At 65.5% G+C, this 19,761-nt stretch carries 19 protein-coding genes and 1 pseudogene; 11 read left to right on the forward strand and 9 right to left on the reverse strand.

The genetic code is table 11. The annotated features are described in order from the left end of the window. Nucleotides 1-295 precede the first annotated feature (295 nt). From GO592_RS42940 to GO592_RS42950, 3 genes are read right to left on the reverse strand one after another with little or no spacing between them, the layout of a single operon-like run. The gene (locus GO592_RS42940; RefSeq protein ID WP_007298971.1) at nucleotides 296-1,180 is read right to left on the reverse strand and encodes a crotonase/enoyl-CoA hydratase family protein; all 885 of its coding nucleotides are present in this window, start codon (nucleotides 1,178-1,180) and stop codon (nucleotides 296-298) included. 20 nt (nucleotides 1,181-1,200) lie between these two features. Continuing rightward, on the reverse strand, nucleotides 1,201-2,175 hold the full coding sequence (locus tag GO592_RS42945) for an NAD(P)H-dependent flavin oxidoreductase (protein ID WP_174705516.1): 975 nt from the start codon (nucleotides 2,173-2,175) through the stop codon (nucleotides 1,201-1,203). Between the two features lie 2 nt (nucleotides 2,176-2,177). Continuing rightward, nucleotides 2,178-3,077: an SMP-30/gluconolactonase/LRE family protein gene (locus GO592_RS42950; RefSeq protein ID WP_007298973.1), complete on the reverse strand. Its 900-nt coding sequence runs from the start codon at nucleotides 3,075-3,077 to the stop codon at nucleotides 2,178-2,180. A 201-nt stretch (nucleotides 3,078-3,278) separates the two neighbouring features. On the opposite strand from GO592_RS42950, the gene GO592_RS42955 reads away from it, so the two are divergent. The 6 genes from GO592_RS42955 (at nucleotide 3,279) to GO592_RS42980 (ending at nucleotide 9,624) form a co-directional block, all read left to right on the forward strand. After that, nucleotides 3,279-4,907 (forward strand): long-chain fatty acid--CoA ligase, encoded by a 1,629-nt coding sequence (locus tag GO592_RS42955; protein ID WP_157234284.1) that lies wholly within the window; start codon nucleotides 3,279-3,281, stop codon nucleotides 4,905-4,907. 373 nt (nucleotides 4,908-5,280) lie between these two features. Then, nucleotides 5,281-5,445, forward strand: a complete 165-nt coding sequence (locus GO592_RS42960; RefSeq protein ID WP_157234285.1) for a hypothetical protein — start codon at nucleotides 5,281-5,283, stop codon at nucleotides 5,443-5,445. A 307-nt stretch (nucleotides 5,446-5,752) separates the two neighbouring features. After that, complete coding sequence (locus GO592_RS42965) at nucleotides 5,753-5,860, forward strand: sigma 54-interacting transcriptional regulator (RefSeq protein ID WP_109336064.1); 108 nt, start codon at nucleotides 5,753-5,755, stop codon at nucleotides 5,858-5,860. A gap of 21 nt (nucleotides 5,861-5,881) precedes the next feature. Beyond that, on the forward strand, nucleotides 5,882-6,532 hold the full coding sequence (locus GO592_RS42970) for a helix-turn-helix domain-containing protein (RefSeq protein ID WP_039952089.1): 651 nt from the start codon (nucleotides 5,882-5,884) through the stop codon (nucleotides 6,530-6,532). Between the two features lie 148 nt (nucleotides 6,533-6,680). After that, a complete protein-coding gene (locus tag GO592_RS42975) occupies nucleotides 6,681-7,826 on the forward strand; it encodes an acyl-CoA dehydrogenase family protein (protein WP_007298975.1) in 1,146 nt (381 codons plus the stop codon). A gap of 151 nt (nucleotides 7,827-7,977) precedes the next feature. Further along, nucleotides 7,978-9,624, forward strand: a complete 1,647-nt coding sequence (locus tag GO592_RS42980; protein ID WP_007298976.1) for a flavin-containing monooxygenase — start codon at nucleotides 7,978-7,980, stop codon at nucleotides 9,622-9,624. 40 nt (nucleotides 9,625-9,664) lie between these two features. Here the strand turns inward: GO592_RS42980 and GO592_RS42985 are convergent, their stop codons facing one another. Continuing rightward, a complete protein-coding gene (locus tag GO592_RS42985; RefSeq protein WP_157234286.1) occupies nucleotides 9,665-9,841 on the reverse strand; it encodes a hypothetical protein in 177 nt (58 codons plus the stop codon). Between the two features lie 423 nt (nucleotides 9,842-10,264). Further along, on the reverse strand, nucleotides 10,265-10,912 hold the full coding sequence (locus GO592_RS42990; RefSeq protein ID WP_007298977.1) for a ScbR family autoregulator-binding transcription factor: 648 nt from the start codon (nucleotides 10,910-10,912) through the stop codon (nucleotides 10,265-10,267). A 294-nt stretch (nucleotides 10,913-11,206) separates the two neighbouring features. Here GO592_RS42990 and GO592_RS42995 point away from each other — a divergent pair, with 294 nt between their 5' ends. After that, nucleotides 11,207-12,289 (forward strand): IS630 family transposase, encoded by a 1,083-nt coding sequence (locus tag GO592_RS42995; protein WP_109335496.1) that lies wholly within the window; start codon nucleotides 11,207-11,209, stop codon nucleotides 12,287-12,289. A gap of 285 nt (nucleotides 12,290-12,574) precedes the next feature. Here the strand turns inward: GO592_RS42995 and GO592_RS43000 are convergent, their stop codons facing one another. Beyond that, on the reverse strand, nucleotides 12,575-12,796 hold the full coding sequence (locus tag GO592_RS43000) for a hypothetical protein (RefSeq protein WP_007298152.1): 222 nt from the start codon (nucleotides 12,794-12,796) through the stop codon (nucleotides 12,575-12,577). A gap of 637 nt (nucleotides 12,797-13,433) precedes the next feature. On the opposite strand from GO592_RS43000, the gene GO592_RS43005 reads away from it, so the two are divergent. Further along, complete coding sequence (locus GO592_RS43005; protein WP_007298151.1) at nucleotides 13,434-13,664, forward strand: hypothetical protein; 231 nt, start codon at nucleotides 13,434-13,436, stop codon at nucleotides 13,662-13,664. 446 nt (nucleotides 13,665-14,110) lie between these two features. On the opposite strand, the gene GO592_RS43010 is transcribed toward GO592_RS43005, so the two are convergent. Further along, complete coding sequence (locus GO592_RS43010) at nucleotides 14,111-14,878, reverse strand: IclR family transcriptional regulator (RefSeq protein ID WP_007298150.1); 768 nt, start codon at nucleotides 14,876-14,878, stop codon at nucleotides 14,111-14,113. Nucleotides 14,879-15,026: 148 nt separating this feature from the next. Between GO592_RS43010 and GO592_RS43015 the strand changes: the two genes are divergently transcribed. Genes GO592_RS43015 through dmpG form a run of 3 tightly spaced genes read left to right on the forward strand, consistent with a single transcriptional unit; the run spans nucleotide 15,027 to nucleotide 17,862 of the window. Continuing rightward, entirely contained in the window at nucleotides 15,027-15,848 is an 822-nt protein-coding gene (locus tag GO592_RS43015; RefSeq protein WP_039951648.1) for a 2-keto-4-pentenoate hydratase, read from the forward strand. A 5-nt stretch (nucleotides 15,849-15,853) separates the two neighbouring features. Further along, nucleotides 15,854-16,837: an acetaldehyde dehydrogenase (acetylating) gene (locus tag GO592_RS43020; RefSeq protein ID WP_007298148.1), complete on the forward strand. Its 984-nt coding sequence runs from the start codon at nucleotides 15,854-15,856 to the stop codon at nucleotides 16,835-16,837. Beyond that, complete coding sequence (gene dmpG / locus GO592_RS43025) at nucleotides 16,834-17,862, forward strand: 4-hydroxy-2-oxovalerate aldolase (RefSeq protein WP_007298147.1); 1,029 nt, start codon at nucleotides 16,834-16,836, stop codon at nucleotides 17,860-17,862. Before GO592_RS43020 ends, dmpG begins: the two co-directional genes overlap by 4 nt. Before the next feature lie 291 nt (nucleotides 17,863-18,153). Here dmpG and GO592_RS43030 read toward each other — a convergent pair. Continuing rightward, nucleotides 18,154-18,396, reverse strand: a pseudogene (locus GO592_RS43030) (phosphoadenosine phosphosulfate reductase domain-containing protein); the annotation flags it as partial. 476 nt (nucleotides 18,397-18,872) lie between these two features. Next, nucleotides 18,873-19,754, reverse strand: a complete 882-nt coding sequence (locus GO592_RS43035; protein ID WP_007298145.1) for a VOC family protein — start codon at nucleotides 19,752-19,754, stop codon at nucleotides 18,873-18,875. Nucleotides 19,755-19,761 lie beyond the last annotated feature (7 nt).

Below are 19,761 nucleotides of genomic sequence, written 5' to 3' on the forward strand. Positions count from 1 at the left end.
GTTGCAAGTGCTGCCAGTATCGAGCCTCATGTTCAGTTTCCGGCCTGAGCGTGTTCCGGCCTCAGCGTGCGCGCGACGGGCCGCCTCGATCAGAGCTTCTGCGGCACGCTCAGCGCGCTTCGATGCGGTACGGCTCGTCGGCGTATCGGTGTAACCGGACCGGGTCTTGAGCCCGCGCAGCACACTGAGGTGCTTCGCCGTGGCAACAGATGACCTCCGATGCTGCGATGCCCGCGTGCACCCATAACGTCACGATCGCATCATCCACACCGTCCGGCTGGCCAGTGTGGGGTGTTCACGGGACTGGGGCATCGACCCACTCCCGGTAGAACGGCGGCATCTCGGATGCCTTTCCGCGGAAGCTGGGTGGGCGCTTGTCGAGGAAGGCGCGCACGCCGTCGGCCCCGTCGGCGATGCTGGTGTAGAACATGGCCAGGGAATCGACGCGATGAGCTTCTACCGGGTGCGGCGCTGCGGAATTGCGCAGCATCATCTGGCGCATGAGTGCCACCGACACCGGCGACCGGTCGCGTGTCCACGCGTCCGCCAGCGCTCGTGCCGCACCGAGCAGCGCATCGGGTTCGTAAACGGCCTGCGCCAGCCCGACTGCGTGTGCGGCGTCGGCGTCGAGGATGTCGGCCCGGTACACCAGATCGAGTGCCGCGGGCATGCCGACGAGCCGGGGCAGAAACCACGTCGAGCACGCTTCCGGCACGATCCCGAGTTTGCCGAACACCAGCCCGAACCGCGCCCTGTTCGACAACAGGCGCGCGTCCATCGCCAACGTCATGGTCGCTCCGATCCCGACGGCCGCACCGTTGATCGCGGCGATCACCGGTTTCCGGCAGGCGTGGATCGCAAGAGTGACACGGCCACCGGTATCGCGGATTCGGTGCAGCCCCGGGTCGCCGAGATCGTGCATGTCGGCGAGGGACGGCGTCTTCGACTCGTCGAGACCGAACACGTTTCCTTCGCTCGACAGGTCCATGCCGGCGCAGAACGCGCGTCCCTCCCCGGTGACAATCACCGCTCGGACCTCGTCGTTATCGTTCACCGACACGAAGGTGTGCTCGAGTTCGTCGGCCATCTCGACGGTGAATGCGTTGAGGTGGTCGGAACGGTCGAGCACGACAGTGAGGATGCCGTCCTCGATCTCGTGGCGGATGGTGGTGTATTCCATGATTGTTCCTTGCCTACATGTCAGGTGAGGTCGGCGGCGATCCTGCGGATGGCGGCTTCGGCGTCGCTCACGATGTCCGAGATGATCGTCTTACAGGGCAGGACGGTCTCGATGAGGCCCTGGGACTGGCCAGCCCACCACATTCCGCCGTCCATGTCGCCGTTCTGCAACACCTCGGTGCGTCCGCGTACCCCGGATGCGAGGTGCGCGACATCGGCGAATTCTGCGCCCGGCCGGGCCGAAAGGGTTGCGATCTCCTCGGAAATCGAATTCCGGGCCACACGAGCGGTGTTGCGGAACTCCCGGAACACGAGGATGGTCTGGCGTTCGTCGTTGGCGACGATCTGGGCCTTGACGTTCGGATGCACGGGCGCTTCGTCGCTCGCGACGAACCGGGTGCCCATATTGATCGCGGAAGCCCCGAGGGCGAGTGCTGCTACGAGCCCGTCCCCGGTGGCGAACCCGCCGCTGGCGATGATCGGGATGTCGAGGACGCGGGCCGCGGCGGGGATGAGGATGAGCCCCGGGATGTCCTCGTTGCCGGGGTGGCCGGCGCACTCGAACCCGTCGATGCTCACCGCGTCGGCGCCCATTGATTGGGCCTTCACGGCGTGCCGAACTGCCACCGCCTTGTGGATGACCTTGATTCCTGCGGCCTTGAACGCGGCGACGTGCTCCTGGGGATTGCTGCCGGCGGTCTCGACGATAGTTATGCCGCTGTCGATAATTGCAGCGCGGTACTCGTCGTAGGGGACGGGATTGACCGTCGGGAGAAGAGTGAGGTTGACGCCGAACGACTTGTCGGTCATCTCGCGGCACCGGGCGATCTCGGCGGTGAGTGCTTCGGGTGTGGGTTGGGTCAATGCGGTGAGGAACCCGAGTCCGCCGGCCTCGGCGACGGCGGAGATCAGCTCCGCGGTGCCCACGCCGGTCATACCCCCGCACACAACGGGGTGTTCGACACCGAAAATCTCGGTGAAACGTGTATTCAGCATGGTCACGGCCTTCCTGCGTGCGGAACGTCGACGGTCGTCGAGAGGACCTTGGCCTCCCGTGCGGCACTGCGCTTGGCCTCGTCGAAATCCGGTGCGACGGAGAGGAACAGGGTTCGTCCGTCGTCTCCGCCGAGGGCGACCGCGAACACGCCGAGCGGTGCGGTGCTCACCTCGTCGAGGACGACTCCGCCCTCACCCAATCGGACCGCGCGTTGGTTGACGCAGTCGGCGATCCAGATAGCGCCCTCGGCGTCGAGGGCCTGGCCGTCGGGGGCGATCGTGCATGCCGCGAGCCGCTTCTCGACGTTCGGTTCGTCGCCGAGGTCTCCGAAGGAGGCGAAATCTTCTCGGTGGCCGAGTGTTCCGCCACTTGCGATGTCGAACCTGGAGATGCGGTTGCCGAACAGTTCGTTGACGTAGAGCGTCTTTCCGTCCGGGGAGATGCACATGCCGTTCGGGAAGGACAGCCCGTCGGCGGCCACGCGGGAGGTGCCGTCGGTGTCGACGAGGACGACGACGCCGTGCTCGTGGTCGGCGCCGCCCATGAGGTCGAACCCGAATTCGCCGACGTATGCCTGTCCGTTCGCGGCGACCACCATGTCGTTGGCGTAGCCGCGGCAGTGGGCGGAGATGTCGGCGTGTTCGACGAGCGAGCCGTCGGGTTCTCTGCGGAGGATTTTGCGGTCCTTCATCGAGACGACGAGCATGCGTCCGTCGGGGAGCCAGCCGAGACCGGAGGGCTGGTGGTCGACGGTACAGACCCGTTCGATGGATCCGTCGGCGTTCACGACGTTGACCGAGTGGGTGTAGAAGTCCACGAACCACAGCCGGCCCTCATGCCAGCGGGGTCCCTCGGTGTAGGTGAAGCCCGCCGCGATCTCGGTGAGCTGAGGATCGGACATGTCGGTACCTCTTTCCTGGGTTCTGCTCGTGCCACGTGCCGTGCCATCCGTCGAAGGTCGATTGACACGTACGGGTGGTGTGAGCCCAGTCTCGCGACGTGCGCTGTGGTGTGGGTGTCCCACAACGCAACAGTGCGTTGCAGAGCGGCGTGTGGATCCGGGTGCTGTCGCGAATTCGGACGGTCTGCAGGGCGGTTCGGCATGGACGCTGGTCGCACGCTCACCCACCGGATCCGGAGGAATACCGCCATGCTCGCCACGATGATGGATCGTCCACTGCTGATCAGCTCGCTGCTGTGGCACGCCGAGAACGTCTTCGCCGACCGGGTCGGGGTTTCATGCGACGCCGGCCGCGGCGACCGGGAGTTCACCTACCGCGATCTCGGCGCGGCCACCCGCCGGTTCGCCGGTGCGTTCGACGACCTGGGAATCGGGTTCGGGACGAGGGTTGCGACGCTGGCGTGGAACACCTTCGGACACCTCGTTGCCTACTATGCCGTTCCGGCGTCCGGGGCGATCCTGCACACTGTCAACCACCGGGTGTCGCCCGACCACATCGCCTATACGATGGACAAGGCCGAGGACGAGGTGGTCCTGATCGACGCCGACCTGCTGCCGGTGCTCACCGAAGTCCTCCCGCGCCTGCCGCGCATCCGGCACGTGGTCGTTTTCGGCACTCTCGACGGCCTCGATCGCGCACTGTCTGCGACGGTGACGTGGTGGTCGTTTGATCGGCTCCTGCACGATGCCGAACCGATCGAGGAGTTTCCGGAGTTCGACGAGACCACCGCTGCGTCGATCTGCTTCACTTCCGGTACCACCGGGTTGCCTAAGGGAGTGGTGTACAGCCACCGCAGCACCGTGCTGCATGCCCTGGCGATCAGTGCGTCCGGTGGTGTCGCGATCGAGGGGTCACGCTCGTATCTGCTGGCCACGCAGATGTCCCACGTCCACAGCTGGGGTGTTCCACACGCGGGGGTGCTGCAGGGCGCCCGTCTCGTCCTTCCCGGGCCGCACCCCTCGCCGGCCGAGCTGCTGCGGATCACGACGGAGCAGACCCCGGACGTGGTCGTCGGTGCACCGGCCGTTGCCGCGCTCATGCGCGAGCGGTTCGACGCCGAGCCCGCCCGCTACGACCTCGGGAGCGTGCACACCCTGTGGCTGGGCGGTCAGGTACCGCCGTCGGGGCTGGTGAACTGGTGGGCCGCGCACGGAGTCTCGACCGTCAACGGGTGGGGTATGACCGAGACCTCGCCGATGGGGACCTTCAGTCACGTCCCGGCGAGCCAGGGGCGGCCCCTGCCGCTGTTCCAGGTGCGCATCGTCGACGAGGACGGGCGAAGTCTACCGTGGAACGGGTTCACCACCGGTGAGCTCGAAGCTCGCTCACCGTGGGTGACCGGCACGTACCTCGACGACGACCGTACCGGCGACGCGTTCGACGACGGTTGGTTGCGGACCGGCGACGTCGCGGTGATCCACCCCGACGGTCAGGTCGAGATCCGCGATCGGGTCAAGGACCTCATCAAGAGCGGCGGGGAGTGGATCTCCTCCGTCGAGTTGGAGAACACGCTGCTGCTGCACCCGGCCGTGCTCGAGGCCGCTGTCATCGCGGTGCCGCACGAGACGTGGCAGGAACGCCCCGTCGCGTGGGTCCGGCTGACCGACGACGTCTCCGACGACGGACTGCGGGCGCATCTGGCGGCGACCCTGCCGAAATTCTGGCTTCCGGACACGTTCGTGCGGGTGGACGAGGTCCCCAAGACGTCGGTGGGCAAGCTCGACAAGGCGCGGATGCGGCAGCGGTGGCGCGCGGGCGTCGAGGTGTAGCGTTCTGGGACACTCACAGCTGATGTGACCTCGGTTACATAATGGGGGTACTGGCTGCGATGTGTTCCGAGATGGTGATGTGTGGTGACCGACTGGATCCGCGCGCTGGTGGATGATCGTGACATCGACGCGCACGAGGGTGCTCCATTGGGGTTGCGGCCGGAGATCGAGCAGTCGTGGCGCCGGTGCCGTGCGATCGGGGCGGCGGCGGACGGCTCTCGGTTGCGGTTCGTCGACGACACGCGCACCGACTCGAAGCTCGTCCGTGCTGCACGCCCCGTGGTGGATCGGTTGGCCGAGCAGCTCGCGGATGTGCCGGTGACGATTCTGTTGGCCGATCAGGACGCCACCATCGTCGACCGGCGCACGGGGGGTGAGATCCCTGCTCGGGCGTCTCGACCGCGCCCAGGTCGCGCCGGGTTTCATGTTCTCCGAACAGTACGCGGGTACCAACGGCATCGGCACCGCGCTCGAGGAACGCAAAGCCTTCCGGGTGCGCGGCAACGCCGCGGTGGTGGCGATGGCCGCGACACCGTGATCGCGACTCCGACGGCGTCGCGGCTGATGGACTCGACCGACCAGATGATGATCTGGGACTGGATCAGCAGCCACCTGGGCACCAGGCAGGAATGGGAGGGCCCACTGCGCTTCGCTGAGGGCATCGACGTGCGGGTTCATGCCCGTCGGGTAGGCGAATCGGGAGATTCGCTCAGTGCGATTCTCGAACTGCGTCCGATGGCTTCCTCCGCGCACTTCCGCCCTCGGACGGCCGTAGCTCCCGCGTCGCATCGGGGTCCTTCCGTCGAGCCCGTGGGGCGGATCGTCGGCCGTAGTCTGGCCACCGGCTGCAAAGCCGCATCGGCGAGATCGCGGGCACGGTGGGTCCGGTCCTGGTGACCGGCGAGTCCGGGGTCGGCAAGTCGCATGTCGCCCGGCACATCCAGCAGCGGTAGGGGCGCGGTGGCGATGTCTTCGTGATCGACGGTTCCACGTTGACTCCGACCGCTGTCGCGGACCTGCGCGCACGCCTGTCAAACAATGCCCCGTGGATCGTCGAGCACGTGGACGAGGTATCGGGCGACGCGGTCGCTCCCACGCGCCGGCTGCTGGACGCCGCCGCCGAGATGGCCGCGCCGCCGGTCGCGACTGCGACCGCGACCGCACCGGGCGGTGGCCACCAGCTCCACACCCACGTGCGCCGGAGCGTGTCCGTGCTGCCATTGCGGCAGCGGATCGAGGACCTCGACGACCTCGCGCGGGAGCTCCTCACCGCCCAGCTCCCAGAGCGTCCCACGCCGCAACTGCAGCCGGCCGCGCATCGAGCGCTGATCGCCCACCACTGGCCGGGCAACGTCCGCGAGCTCGATGCCGTGCTGTCGACGGCTGTCTCGAGGTCGATGGGGTTCGACATCAGACTCGAGCACCTCCCTGACGACTATCGCGCACTCGGGTCGGGTCGACAGCTCACCTCCCTCGAACGCAGCGAGCGGGAAACGATCGTGCGTGCCCTCGACGAAGCCGACGGCAACAAGTCCCTCGCCGCAGATCGGCTCGGGGTCGCGCGGTCGACGCTGTACCGCGAGATTCGCGCGCTCGGTCTGGAGAACGAACGCTTCGGATCCTGACCTCGGGAGCCCCTGTCGCATATCGGGACATCCCAGTCCGGCTCGGAGCGGACACGATGGGCGCAGGACGGGCGACCCTCGGTTACCCGGCTCCTCGCGCCACCTCATCAGGCGGTGACGTCGGACCGACCCGAAGGGATGATCAACGATGAAACGCACAGTCTACGGCGACGACCACGAGGCCTACCGGGACTCCGTCCGTCAGTTCCTGGTGCGGTATTTCGAACCGCGCGCCGAGGACATCCGGGCCGATAAAGCGCTGCCCCGGGACTTCTGGCTCGAAGCCGGCAAACACGATCTGCTCGGTCTCGAAGTCCCGGCCGAGTACACAGGTGGCGACGCGGGCGACTACCGCTTCAACGCGGTGCTCATCGAGGAGTTAGCCAAGGTCAACGCAGCTCTGGCGTCGAGTGTCAGTATCCACTGTGACGTCGTGGCGCCATATCTGGTGCAGCTGACCACCGACGAGCAGAAGGTTCGGTGGCTGCCGGGAGTGTGCTCGGGTGAGGTGCTCACTGCAATCGGCATGACCGAGCCCGCCGGAGGTTCGGACCTGGCTGCGCTCAAGACCACTGCAGTTCGCGACGGCGACGGCTGGTTGCTGTCGGGTGCGAAGACGTTCATCACCAATGGGTATTCGGCGGATCTGGTGGTGATCGCGGCGCGGACCTCGCCGGAGAAGAAGGCCAAGGGCATCACTCTCTTCGGCGTTGAGACGTCCCTGCCCGGATTCGAGCGTGGCCGTAAACTCGACAAGGTCGGCCAGGACGAAGCGGACACCGCAGAATTGTTCCTCGACAACGTGCGGGTCACCGACGCCCACGTGATCGGTGAGCTCGATCGCGGGTTCATTCACATGATGTCGTTCCTACCCCAGGAACGATTGGGATGTGCCGTCTCCAACCTCGCACATGCTGCGCAGATCCTCGTCGAGACCGTCGACTACTGCCGGGAGAGAACGGCGTTCGGCCAATCGATTGGAACCTTCCAGCACAACAAGTTCCTGATCGCCGACCTGGTGACGCAGATCGAGGTCACGCAGGCGTATGTCGATCAGTGCGTCGCGGCGCACGCGGCCGGTGAGCTCACCTCCGTCGATGCGGCGAAGGCGAAGTGGTGGACCGCCGACGTGCAGAACCGGGTGATTGACCACTGCGTGCAGCTGCACGGTGGCTATGGCTACATGAATGAGTACCGGGTGGCGCGGGCGTGGCGGGATGCGCGCGTCTCGAGGATCTGGGCGGGTTCGAACGAGATCATGAAGGAACTGATCGGCCGCGATCTCGGATTCTGAACCCGGATAACGTTCTGGCACTGAATATGTGGATGCAACCTGGCGTGTGTCCGTGATTCGATTTCGGACACTTCACATCACACGATCGCTTCTAACGTCTTAAGTGTCCGGGCGGGAATACACGTCCCGGGAAATCTCGAGGAGGAACGACATGACGGCATCCCAGGCCGACACGGCCACCCGCACCGGCAAACACTCGAACAACGACGTGCTCGACGTCCTGATCATCGGTGGAGGCTTCTCCGGCCTGTATGCGCTGGACCGGATTCGTGACCTCGGCTTCACCGCCAAGGTCTGGGACGCCGCTGGCGGACTCGGCGGAATCTGGTGGTGGAACTGCTATCCCGGCGCGCGCACCGACAGCACCGGGCAGATCTACCAGTTCTCGCACAAAGACCTGTGGAAGAAGTACGACTTCGCTGAACTGTATCCAGGGCACGACGGAGTCCGAAATTACTTCGAATATGTCGATTCACAACTGGATCTCACCCGCGACGTCGTGTTCGACACCTTCGCCGAGTCCTGCACATGGGACGAGGAGACCCGGCAGTGGACCGCGCGGTCCGCGGACGGCAAGGTGCAGAATGCGCGTCAGGTGATCGTCGCGACCGGATTCGGTGCCAAGCCGCTGTATCCGAACCTCGAGGGGCTCGACTCGTTCGCCGGCGACTGCTACCACACCGCTCGCTGGCCGCAGGAGGGCGTCGACATGACGGGCCGCAAGGTCGTCGTCATGGGCACCGGGTCCAGCGGCGTGCAGGTCGTCCAGGAAGCCGGTCACGTCGCCGAACACGTCACGGTGTTCCAACGCACCCCGAACCTGGCGATTCCTATGCAACAACGTGCACTCACGCACGACGACAACGAACAGTTCCGGAAGGGACTGCCCGAGCGGTTCGAGGCACGTTACAAGGCCTTTGCTGGATTCGACTTCGACTTTCTGCCGCAGAACGCCGCCGACCTGAGCATGGAGGAACGCGACGCGATCTACGAGAAGATGTGGGCGGAGGGTGGTTTCGAGATGTGGCTCGGAAACTTCCAGGACATCCTCGTCGACGAGGACGCCAACCGCACGTTCTACGACTTCTGGCGCAATAAGGTCCTCGAGCGGGTCACCGATCCGAAGAAGGCCGCGATCGTGGCGCCCGAGACACCGCCGCACCCCTACGGCGTCAAGCGCCCCTCCCTCGAGCAGGACTACTTCGACGTCATCAACCAGAGCAACGTCGAGGTAATCGACTCCAACCTGACCCCGATCCGCCGGGTGCTGCCCCACGGGATCGAGACCGACGACGGCGTCATCGAATGCGACCTGCTCGTACTGGCCACGGGCTTCGACAACAACAGCGGCGGCATCATGGCCATCGACATCACCGGCGTCGACGGATTGAGTATCCAGGACAAGTGGAAGTCCGGCGTCGACACCTGCATGGGCCTGTCCACCCGCGGGTTCCCGAACATGATGTTCCTCTACGGCCCCCAGAGTCCATCCGGTTTCTGCAACGGCCCGACCTCCGCCGAGTACCAAGGTGAGATCGTCGTCGAGTTCCTCCAGCACCTGCGCGACAACGGCATTACACGATTCGAGAACACCGAAGAATCGGAGAAGCAGTGGCGTGCACACGTCGACGAACTGTTCGTCAACTCGATGTTCACGAAAGCCCGCTCGTGGTACTGGGGCGCGAATGTGCCCGGTAAGCCTGCGCAGATGCTCAACTACTCGGGCGGTGTTCCCCAGTACTTCGCGCGGTGGGACGAGATCAAGGCCAACGGCTACGCCGCCTTCGAGACGAACTGACCGAAGTGTGGGCGCGTGGGTCACGGTGCATCTCCGTGGCTCACGCGGCGTCGTCCCGACCGTGCGTTGGGAGCGGCGGGTCGACGAGGATCGCCGCGGCCTCTGCCGGGTGTCGGACCGATGCCGAACCGGTCCGCTCCGGAAGATTCTGGGGATTGTCCCCGAAGGCGACCACACGATAGTCGAGCTGCCGGCCGTCGCGGACGGACGTGACCACGAGTCGACGATGGAGGACCGCCCTTGTCCACGGCGAGTAGGTAGTGCGCATCGGAAGCGAGGGAGGTTGTCCAGGGCTCGGAAATCCAGGCCTGTTCTTCACCTTCGACGATGTCGAAGAACAGTTCGGCGATGTCGTGGAAGCGATCCAATTCCACTAGTTTGCCGGCAGGCCGGTTCGGGATGTAGCCGACCACATGCGGGACCCGGCGTGCCTTCCCAGTAGGACTTTGTTAGACGGTGGTGTGCCACAGGAATATCCGAGTGATCGCGGTGGGGAGAAAATCGGATCAATGCGAACGCGGCCACTGACCCCGCGTCGGGTGGCGCGGACCAGTGCGCGAGGTCCGGTCTGCGGTTGCCGTGGCTGCGTTCGGTGGCGGTCAGGCCGCATTTCAGACGAAGCTTCCTGCCGCAGCACCCTTCATGGCAGGCCTACCGTGGGCAGCCTCCGGGTGAGGAATTGTCGGAAGTAGTCGACTTTCGGGGTGGTCACCAGCACCGGGAGCAGCAGATCCCACGCCATCGCCGTCCGCGTCGGCAGGGCGGCGGGGTTGTCGGTGGCCGTCGCCAGGAGGCGTGCCCCGGCGAAGAGTTCCACCAGGAGCTGACCGACAGCGTCCGGATCAGTGTCCTCGCGCAGGTCACCCTCGTCGATTGCTCGGCGGGCCAGGAGTTGGTAGGTGGATATCCAGGTCGCGAAGGTGTCCGTCTCGGAACTGCGGTAGTCGCCCATTTCGGTGATGAGGCGGAAGGTTGCCCCCATCACCGCGTCGTTGAGGGCGGCGTCGACCGTGACGAAGGAGATCCCGAGCATGGCCTCGAATGCCGGCGTGGCGGAGTCGAGATACGGGGTGCACACGGCAGTGAACCGCCTCGTGCCTTCCTCGATGACGGCGCGGACGAGTTCTTCCTTGGAGGCGTAGTGAAAGTACAGCGCCCCCTTGGTGGCCACGGCCTGGGTGAGGATCTCGCTCAGCTTCGTGTCTGCGTAGCCGTGGCGGGTGAACACCTCGGCCGCGGCGTACAGCAATGCGCGACGAGTGACTTCCGCCCGCTTCTGGGTGGCCATTCGCCTGCCCTTCGAGTACCGAGATCATCGACGGGACGGCTGTCGTGAACCGTCCTGAATGGGATTGAACGACGCCCTGCATATGCATACCCGATGTGGAGGTTCGTCGCATGATGTTCGGCGTGGCCCCCTCTGAGGCCGACTGGCCCCAGGACGTCGTCCCCAGCGCACCCCAGGAACGGGGGATTCAGGCGCAAGGTGTCGGCGCCCCGACATCGGAGGGCTCACCGATGACCCGCCCCGCTAGTGGTGTGTCTCGCAAATAATTCTTGATCGATTCGATAGAATCCGTACATGAGGAACCCGGTACCAGCTTTGGAGATTTCCGATGGGCAGCGCGTTGTACTCGAGTCGTTGGCGCGCTCGCAGTCGGGTGCACATCGGGAGGTGGTGCGGGCCAAGGCGTTGTTGATGGCGGCCGAGGGCATGGCTAACACTGCTATCGCGCAGGCGTTGTCGGTATCGCCGGGATCGGTGGCGAACTGGCGGGTGCGGTTCGCCGAGGACGGCATGGCGCGGTTGGGTGAGGTGCGCAAGGGTCGTGGTCGCAAGCCCTCGATCCCGCAGGAGAAGATCGAGGAGATCGTGGACCTGACGCAGAACTACCGCCCGAAAGGCGAGACTCATTGGAGTTGCCGGACGATGGCAGAGTATGTCGGGGTCTCCAAGGACACCGTCCAGCGCGTGTGGTCTGCTCGCGGACTCAAGCCGCACCGGGTCGAGACGTTCAAACTGTCGAATGATCCGCGATTCGAGGACAAGCTCGTCGACGTCGTCGGTCTGTATCTGAACCCGCCCGAGCGGGCGATCGTGTTGTGCGCGGACGAGAAGTCGTCGGTGCAAGCCCTCGACCGGACCCAGGCCTCGCTCCCGATGATCAAGGGCCGCGGCGAGACGATGACCCACGACTACAAGCGTCACGGCACCACCACCTTGTTTGCCGCGCTCGACGTCCTTACCGGCAAGGTGATCGGCCAGTGCCTGCCGCGCCACCGTCACCAGGAGTTCTTGAGATTTCTGCGCACCATCGACCGTGAGGTGCCCAAGGACTTGGAGATCCATCTGATCCTGGACAACTACGCCACCCACAAGCACGAGAAGGTCCGGGCTTGGCTCGATAAGCATCCACGGTTCCACCTGCACTTCACTCCCACCTCCTCCTCGTGGCTTAATCTCGTCGAACGTTGGTTCCGAGAGCTGACTGATAAAGCTCTGCGGCGCGGGGTCTTTCACTCCGTACCGCACCTCATCGTCTCCATTGAGGAATACCTCGATGCCCACAATGAAAGCCCCCGACCGTACGAATGGACCGCGACCGCCGAATCCATCCTCGCCAAGGTTGCGCGCGGCCGCGTCGCACTGGAAAAGATCAGCTAAATCAGAGACACACCACTAGTTCCGGGAGACGCGAGGGCCGGGAGTGGGACTTCATCACACTGCTCGCCGACTACGACGAACACGACACCCTCGCCTTGACAGAGTTTGAGCAGTGGTCGCCCGACTCCCGATGGATTGATGAACGGGACTTCAGGTCTCGGCCGTTGCTGAGGGGTGGTTGTCAGTCGGCCCAACTGAAAACCGTTGTGTGCTCGGCGGGCGTGACAGTTCGACAGACCGCGCGCGTGTCCCGTACCCGTTCGAGCGCACAGGCCTGGTCGGCGTTCATCGACGGCGCGGCAACTGCTCCTGCGCGTTTCCGACGGCCGACATGAGGTCGCGACCCAGGCGCTGATAGGTGCGCAGCCACGCTGCGTCGACCGGCTCGTGTTGGAGGTGCGCCATCAGCGTTTCGCTGTTGTTGTCGGTGTCCAACCATCGGCGCATCTCGGTGGTGCGGTCCTGTACGGCGTGCAGCAACTGGTCTGGAACGGTCGAGTTCGTCATCGGGTGTCGTCCTCCCATGCTGCTCTCTTCCGCTTTGTTGCTCATTGCGGGCGGGTGCGTTGACTGTCAGGCGTTGCACCGTCGGTGGCCACCGCCAGGCGTATTCGCGTGAGTCTGCCTCGTCGAGCGAGTCCCAGACGTTCTCGTAGCGCCTGCGGGTCAGGTCGTCGGCGTCGGCGAGGAGCGCCTCGAACAGTGACCGGGGGTTGGCGTGCCATGACCTGGCCAGCGCGTCGATCTCACGCGGAGCAAAAAGGCCGGACCGGGTGGCGGCGAGAACCCAATCGTCGAAGTCGCCCGCTCGGATCCGCTCGACCGCGTCGAGGTCGACGTTCCCGTCGTCGAGGCCGAACGAGAACAGCGCCCCGACAATGTCTCGGGGCGACTGGCTGGCGATATCGGCAGCGACCTGGCCCGCGATGATGGTGTTGCGGACCAGCTGTTCTGTGGTCATGGCGACCGCACCTCCTCGAGTGGGCGCGGGTTCCGACTCACTCTGTGTGTCGATTCGTGGGGGCAACCTGTGGGGGCGTGTTTCTCAGCAGGGTAAGGCATCTCCGCAACCCTAGCTGTGGCGTGTGTCACATTACCGGGCGGTAGTGATCGAACCTGCAGGACGAGCTCCTCGGATGCGGCCATGGCCGCACTGTTCGAGTGGTGGCCGGATGGCATGCGAAGCGACCGCACCCCACACTGCCGAGACACGGGCACGGGCCGCGGACCCGTCGATCGTGGTGTGCGGGTCTTGATGGCGGCGGTGCTCGGTGTCCTCGTCCTCGCAATGGCGGTTCCGGTGCCGGCGAACGCGGAACCGCTCTACCCGTGGCAATCACCTATTGCCCGTGCAGATCGATTCTCGACGATCTGATTTCCCACTAATCGTCCCGAGGTGCTCCTACGCCAGGATGGACCTTGAGATCCCAACATTCGCCGGGAACATGTGGAGCGGGAGGCCCCGCCCATGCATGCATCAGGGTGTGCAAAGAGGCAGCATCGACCGTGACGGCGAACTCGGCAGCCGCGGGAAACCACTCCTCGACCGCAACGTCGAACGGTGCGACGGACGTGTGATTCCGCAGCTCGATGTCCGTTCCGGTGCGCGCCGCAGCTGTGATGATGTGCGGATCCGTCGAGACGCCAGGTGGCCAAGTTTGGCAGCGTTTGGTCGTGGTTGGCGCTGAGGAGTTCGGGGCGTACGTGCATTTCGCGTACGTCACAGTATTACCCGACATCGCGATGGCCCGACCTCGACTCCCTACTGACCGACATCGTCGGTGTGTGGCGAACGAAGGGGCTTGGTGGTGGGCTCGTCATTCATTTGACTAGGAGGCGATTTCGTCGAGCGAGGGTGACCCCTATCCCCTCTGCCGCTGCGCGAACGGATGCGGCGTGGGTGTCGGGCCGGAAGCGGTGCGAGGGGCCGGTGACGCTGATCGCGGCGACAACGTCGTCGCCTTCGCGGACTGGTGCGGCCACGCACACGATACCGGCGGCCGATTCCTCGTACTCGTAACCGACGCCTTCGGTGGCGATCCGGTCGAGCTGAGTGCGCAACGGGCCGGGTAGGACGACGGTGCGCGGGGTGTGGCGGGGGAGTGAACCGGACAGCACTTTCTCCCGCAATGTGTTGTCGCCGTGAGCCAACAGCACTTTTCCTATGGCGGTGCAGTGCACCGGCATACGGCCGCCGATTCTTGACGGTGCGGTCGCTTGCCGGTGCCCCCCGATTTTCGACAGGTACACCACCTCGGTACCGTCGAGGACCCCCAGGTGCACCGTCTCGTGAGTGCGCACATAGAGGTCCTCCATGAACGGGATCGCCACCTCGAGCAGGCTCCGCTCGACCGATGCCCGCATGCCCAGTTCGAAGAGGTCGCCGCCGAGCCGGTAGTTGGTGCCACTCCGGTCCAACAGCCGCACAGCCGCCATGTCGGAAAGGATTCGGTGCAGGGTTCCTTTGGGAATAGACGTGCGTCGCGCCAACTCGGCCAGAGGAAGAGTGGCGTCGTCGATGGTGAAGGCGTGTAGCACCGCCATCACCTTGCCCAGGACTGTTGTTTGGTCGAACTCTCGATCTGACACTGCAGATGCCTCCTCCGCTCTCTTCTAGCGGCAGGATCCACGATACTGCGTCGCGTTCGGCTCAGTGGAACGCTGTGCTTGGTGATGGATCGACCCGCGGACGACAGTGGATCTCATTCGTTTCCTCTCCAACCAGTCGGGAAGTCAGATGAGTCCATCGAATAGCACTAGCGCGCCGCCCGTCACCGCGGCTAATCGTGTGGCCGCCGCTGAGCGGTTGAGCACCGCCGCGTACACCCGGACGCCCTGCGCTCCGGTTCGAGACCTGATTGGCTCCGATGACGTAGAGGCTGCATATGCTGTGCAGGAGCGGATCGTGGCAGACCGGGTCGCCGGCGGAGCGACGGTGGTGGGACGCAAAATTGGGCTGACCTCGCCGGCGGTCCAGAAGCAGCTCGGCGTCGACCAACCGGACTTCGGGGTGCTGTTCGACGACATGCGCTGCCAGGAGGTCGGCCCGATTCCGCTGTCTCGGCTGCTGCAGCCGAAGGTGGAGGCGGAGATCGCGTTCGTCCTCGGCCGCGATCTGGTGGACGGGCCGCTCGACGACGCCCAGATTCGCGCCGCTGTGGACTACGCGGTGGCCGCCCTCGAGATCGTCGACAGCCGAATCGCCGGGTGGGACATCACCTTCGGAGACACGGTCGCCGACAACGGGTCGAGTGGGCTGTTCGTCCTCGGCGCCGATCGTCGCACCCTCGACTCCTTCGACCCGGTCGCCGCGCAGATGCAGATGTTCATCGACGATACCGAGGTGTCGACCGGAACCGGCACCGCCTGCCTCGGTGACCCGTTGCGAGCACTGGCCTGGCTCGCGCGCACGGCACGCGAGTTCGGCCAACCACTGCTGGCCGGACAGGTGATCCTGTCCGGGGCCCTCGGGCCGATGGCCGTCATCGGCACCACCGGCACCGTCCGCGCCGACATCACCGGTCTCGGATCGGTCACCGCAACCTTCACCCAGGAGTGAGCACCATGAGCGAGAACACCCGTAAGGTCACCGTCGCGGTGATCGGATCCGGCAACATCGGCACCGACCTGATGATCAAGGTGATCCGCCACTCCGACGTCCTGCAGATGGGCGCGATGGTCGGCATCGACCCCGACTCCGACGGGCTCGCCCGCGCCCGCCGCCTCGGCGTCCCCACTACCTCGGACGGCGTCCAGGGCCTGCTTCAGCTGCCGAACTTCGACGACATCGACGTGATCTTCGACGCCACCTCCGCCAAGGCACACGCCGCCAACGCCGCCCTGCTCGAACCGCTCGGCAAACGGCTGATCGATCTCACCCCGGCCGCCCTCGGGCCGTTCGTGGTGCCGGCGGTCAACCTCGACGAACACCGGGACGCCACCAACGTCAACATGGTCACCTGCGGCGGTCAGGCCACCATCCCGATCGTCGCCGCCGTCTCCCGCGTGACACCGGTCGCCTACGCCGAAATCGTCGCCTCCATCGCCTCGAAGTCCGCGGGCCCGGGCACCCGCGCGAACATCGACGAGTTCACCGAAACCACCTCCCACGCCATCGAAACCGTCGGCGGCGCCCGCCGCGGCAAGGCCATCATCATCCTCAACCCGGCCGACCCGCCGCTGATCATGCGCGATACCGTCCTGTGCCTGATCTCGGCCCCCGACCCGGCCACCCACGACAAGGTGCGCGACTCGATCCAGACCATGGTCGACCATGTCGCAACCTACGTGCCCGGCTACCGACTCAAGCAACACGTCCAGATCACCCCCGTCCCGGACGGCCAACCCGTCCACACCCTGCTCGCCTCCGGGGACACGGCGGCCCCCACCCACCAGGTGACGGTGTTCCTCGAAGTCGAAGGCGCCGCCCACTACCTTCCGGCCTACGCCGGAAACCTCGACATCATGACCTCGGCCGCAGTGCGCTACGCCGAGTCTGTCGCCGACACGATCGCCGCGCCGACGGCAACCCAGGGAGCCACCCGATGACCACCAGGCTGTTCATCCAAGACGTCACCCTCCGCGACGGCATGCACGCCGTCCGCCACCGCATCACCCCCGACGACGTCGGCCGCATCGTGGCCGCGCTCGACGCCGCCGGTGTCGACGGCATCGAGGTCGCTCACGGCGACGGACTCGCCGGCGGATCGCTGAACTACGGTCCCGGCTCCAACACCGACTGGGAATGGATCGAAGCAGCCGCCGCCAACCTCACCCACGCCCGGCTGACCACCCTGCTGCTGCCCGGCATCGGCACCATCGCCGAACTCGAACACGCCTACCAACTGGGCGTGCGGTCGATCCGGATCGCGACCCACTGCACCGAAGCCGACGTCGCCGCCCAGCACATCGGCAAAGCCCGGGAACTCGGCATGGACGTCTCCGGCTTCCTCATGATGAGCCACATGACCACCGCACCCGAGCTCGCCGCCCAGGCCAAGCTCATGGAGTCCTACGGCGCGCACTGCGTCTACGTCACCGACTCAGGCGGCCGGTTGACCATGGACGGCGTCCGCGACCGGGTCCGCGCCTACCGGGACGTGCTCGACGCGAACACCGAGATCGGCATCCACGCCCACGAGAACCTGTCGCTGTCGGTCGCCAATTCCGTTGTTGCCGTGGAGGAGGGCGTCACCCGGGTCGACGCCTCGCTGGCCGGGCACGGCGCCGGCGCCGGCAACTGCCCGATCGAACCGTTCATCGCGGTCGCCGACCTGCAGGGCTGGAAGCACAACAGCGACCTGTTCGCCCTCCAGGATGCCGCCGACGACCTCGTCCGGCCGCTCCAGGACCGGCCCGTGCGCGTCGACCGGGAAACCCTCACCCTCGGCTACGCCGGCGTGTACTCGTCCTTCCTCCGGCACGCCGAAGCCGCATCCCAGCGGTACGGCATCGACGTGCGCACCATCCTCCTCGAGGTCGGCCGCCGCGGCCTCGTCGGCGGACAGGAGGACCTCATCGTCGACATCACACTCGACCTCCTCGCCACGAACTCGGATAGTGCGGCGAGCTGAGTGATCCCCGGGCCGACCGCGTCCGCTGTGTTCGGTGCACTTGGCACCCATACCTCGGCCGGGCGGCACCGTGGCATAGCGAGGTCGCATGGCGGTCACCCACATGATCGGCGTGGACCCCATCATTTCCTCGCGGCCGGACTCTTCACTCCTTTCCGCCGAGGATTGGAATGCCCAGTTCAGCCGTTGGGAAGGCGGATCGGTCAACCGCCGTGAGCTGCGCGGCCGCGGCGTTGAGACTGGTCTGCAGTCCCTCGACCTCACCGAACCAACTATTCAGACGCGCTTCCTGGTGCGGGCGAGTTCGGTGAGATAGTCATAGGTTTCGGGGTAGTCGAGGCCGGAGTCGAAGAACACCACCGGCACATCCGGTTCGACGCGGCGGGCGAGGGCGAGGACGATCAGGGAGTCCTTGCCACCGGAGAACGCGACGTAGCCGTCGTGCCGTGCGAGGTGCGCCTCGATCCGGGTCAGGATGTCTGCGACGGCGCCCGGGCCGGCCTTCGCCGACGGTGCCCGCAGGCCGCGGAGCATCGCCAGGTCCAGGCCGGGGTCAGGTGCATTCACTGTTGAGAGGTGGACCGTACTTCGTTCGAGATCGCAGAACTGATTCGCTCCGTGGTCGGTGACCTACAGGCGGCAGCGCTTTGTGCGCTGGCACCACCACATGAGCGAGTAGGGAAATCTATTGCAGCCTGACGGTGGCATCGTCGCCCCGATCAGTGGGCCCAGATGGTCGACCGGCTGGAGATTTACGGGCCATCATGGCCGGACGCGTGCACCGTGAATAGTTGTTTGACGCGATCCAGCACGTCGGTCGGATATCGTTAGTAGTGGTTTACCGCGGTAAATAATCCTTGGATCGAGAAGTCCGCCAGCTCGCAGGTCTCCTCACCGTGGAATGGGCGGATCGGGATCCGCCCATTGATGTATTGATTGACCTGTATAAGGCATTGGTGCCGGTGCCGCCGCTGACAGGGAAGGTCAACGGCGGCACCGGTTCCCTGGGCCTAGGAGGCGTGTCCGAACGATTCGGGTGGGGTCAGGCCCCAGGGGCTGAACGCCTTCGGGAAGTTGTCCCACATTCCGGGTGCACCGGGGCGCACCCGGGGCATTTCGGCGGACAGTTCGTAACGGTTTCCCGCGACCCAGAAATATGTGTAGAGGTTGGCGCCCACACCGTGACGGCCGGGTCCGGTCTCGATCGGCACACCGTGTCGTGCGAGTTCGTCAGCGGCCACCTTGAGGTGGTCGAAGGACTCCATTCCCAGGGCGTAGTGGTGCAGCGACTTTCCGGGCTCGGGTGTGGAGATGATTGCCACGTCGTGGTGCAGGTCGCTGGCACGGAGCCAGGCAGCACCCATCACGCCGGGTGCGGGAGCGAAGATGTCGGAGATCTGGAAGTCCAGGATGTCGACCATGAACTCGACCAACGGTTTCGGGTCCTGCGCCTGGAGCGTGATGTGGTCGAAGTCCAGTGCCCGGATCCCGCCGCGATGGGCGGCTCGCGCCGGATGAATGTACTGCGGCCCCTCAGCGTCGGTGAGCAGTGACAGCTCCATCACGTGGCCGGTCGGCGTCCGGAACTGCAAGGACTGGCTCACGCCGGGATCCTCGTCGCTGCGGGTGCTGTGTTCGACGCCGGCGTTGGCGAGGCGTTTGCCGTAGTACTCGAGATCGTCGCGCGAGTCCACCCTCAGCGCGAACCGGCGAACGCCGGTGCCACCCGAGGTCAGTACCAGGTCGCACCTTTCGTCGACGCCCGCGGTGAGGCGGACGGAACCGTCGGACCGGCCGAGTTCCTTCATACCGAGCACGTCGACGTGAAGGCCGACAGCTACTTCGAGGTCGCCTACGGCGAGTTCGGCGTGGGACACCTGTGAGATTCCCATGATTGGA

It is taken from the genome of Rhodococcus sp. 21391 (genome assembly GCF_016772255.1).
GTDB lineage: Bacteria > Actinomycetota > Actinomycetes > Mycobacteriales > Mycobacteriaceae > Rhodococcus_F > Rhodococcus_F opacus.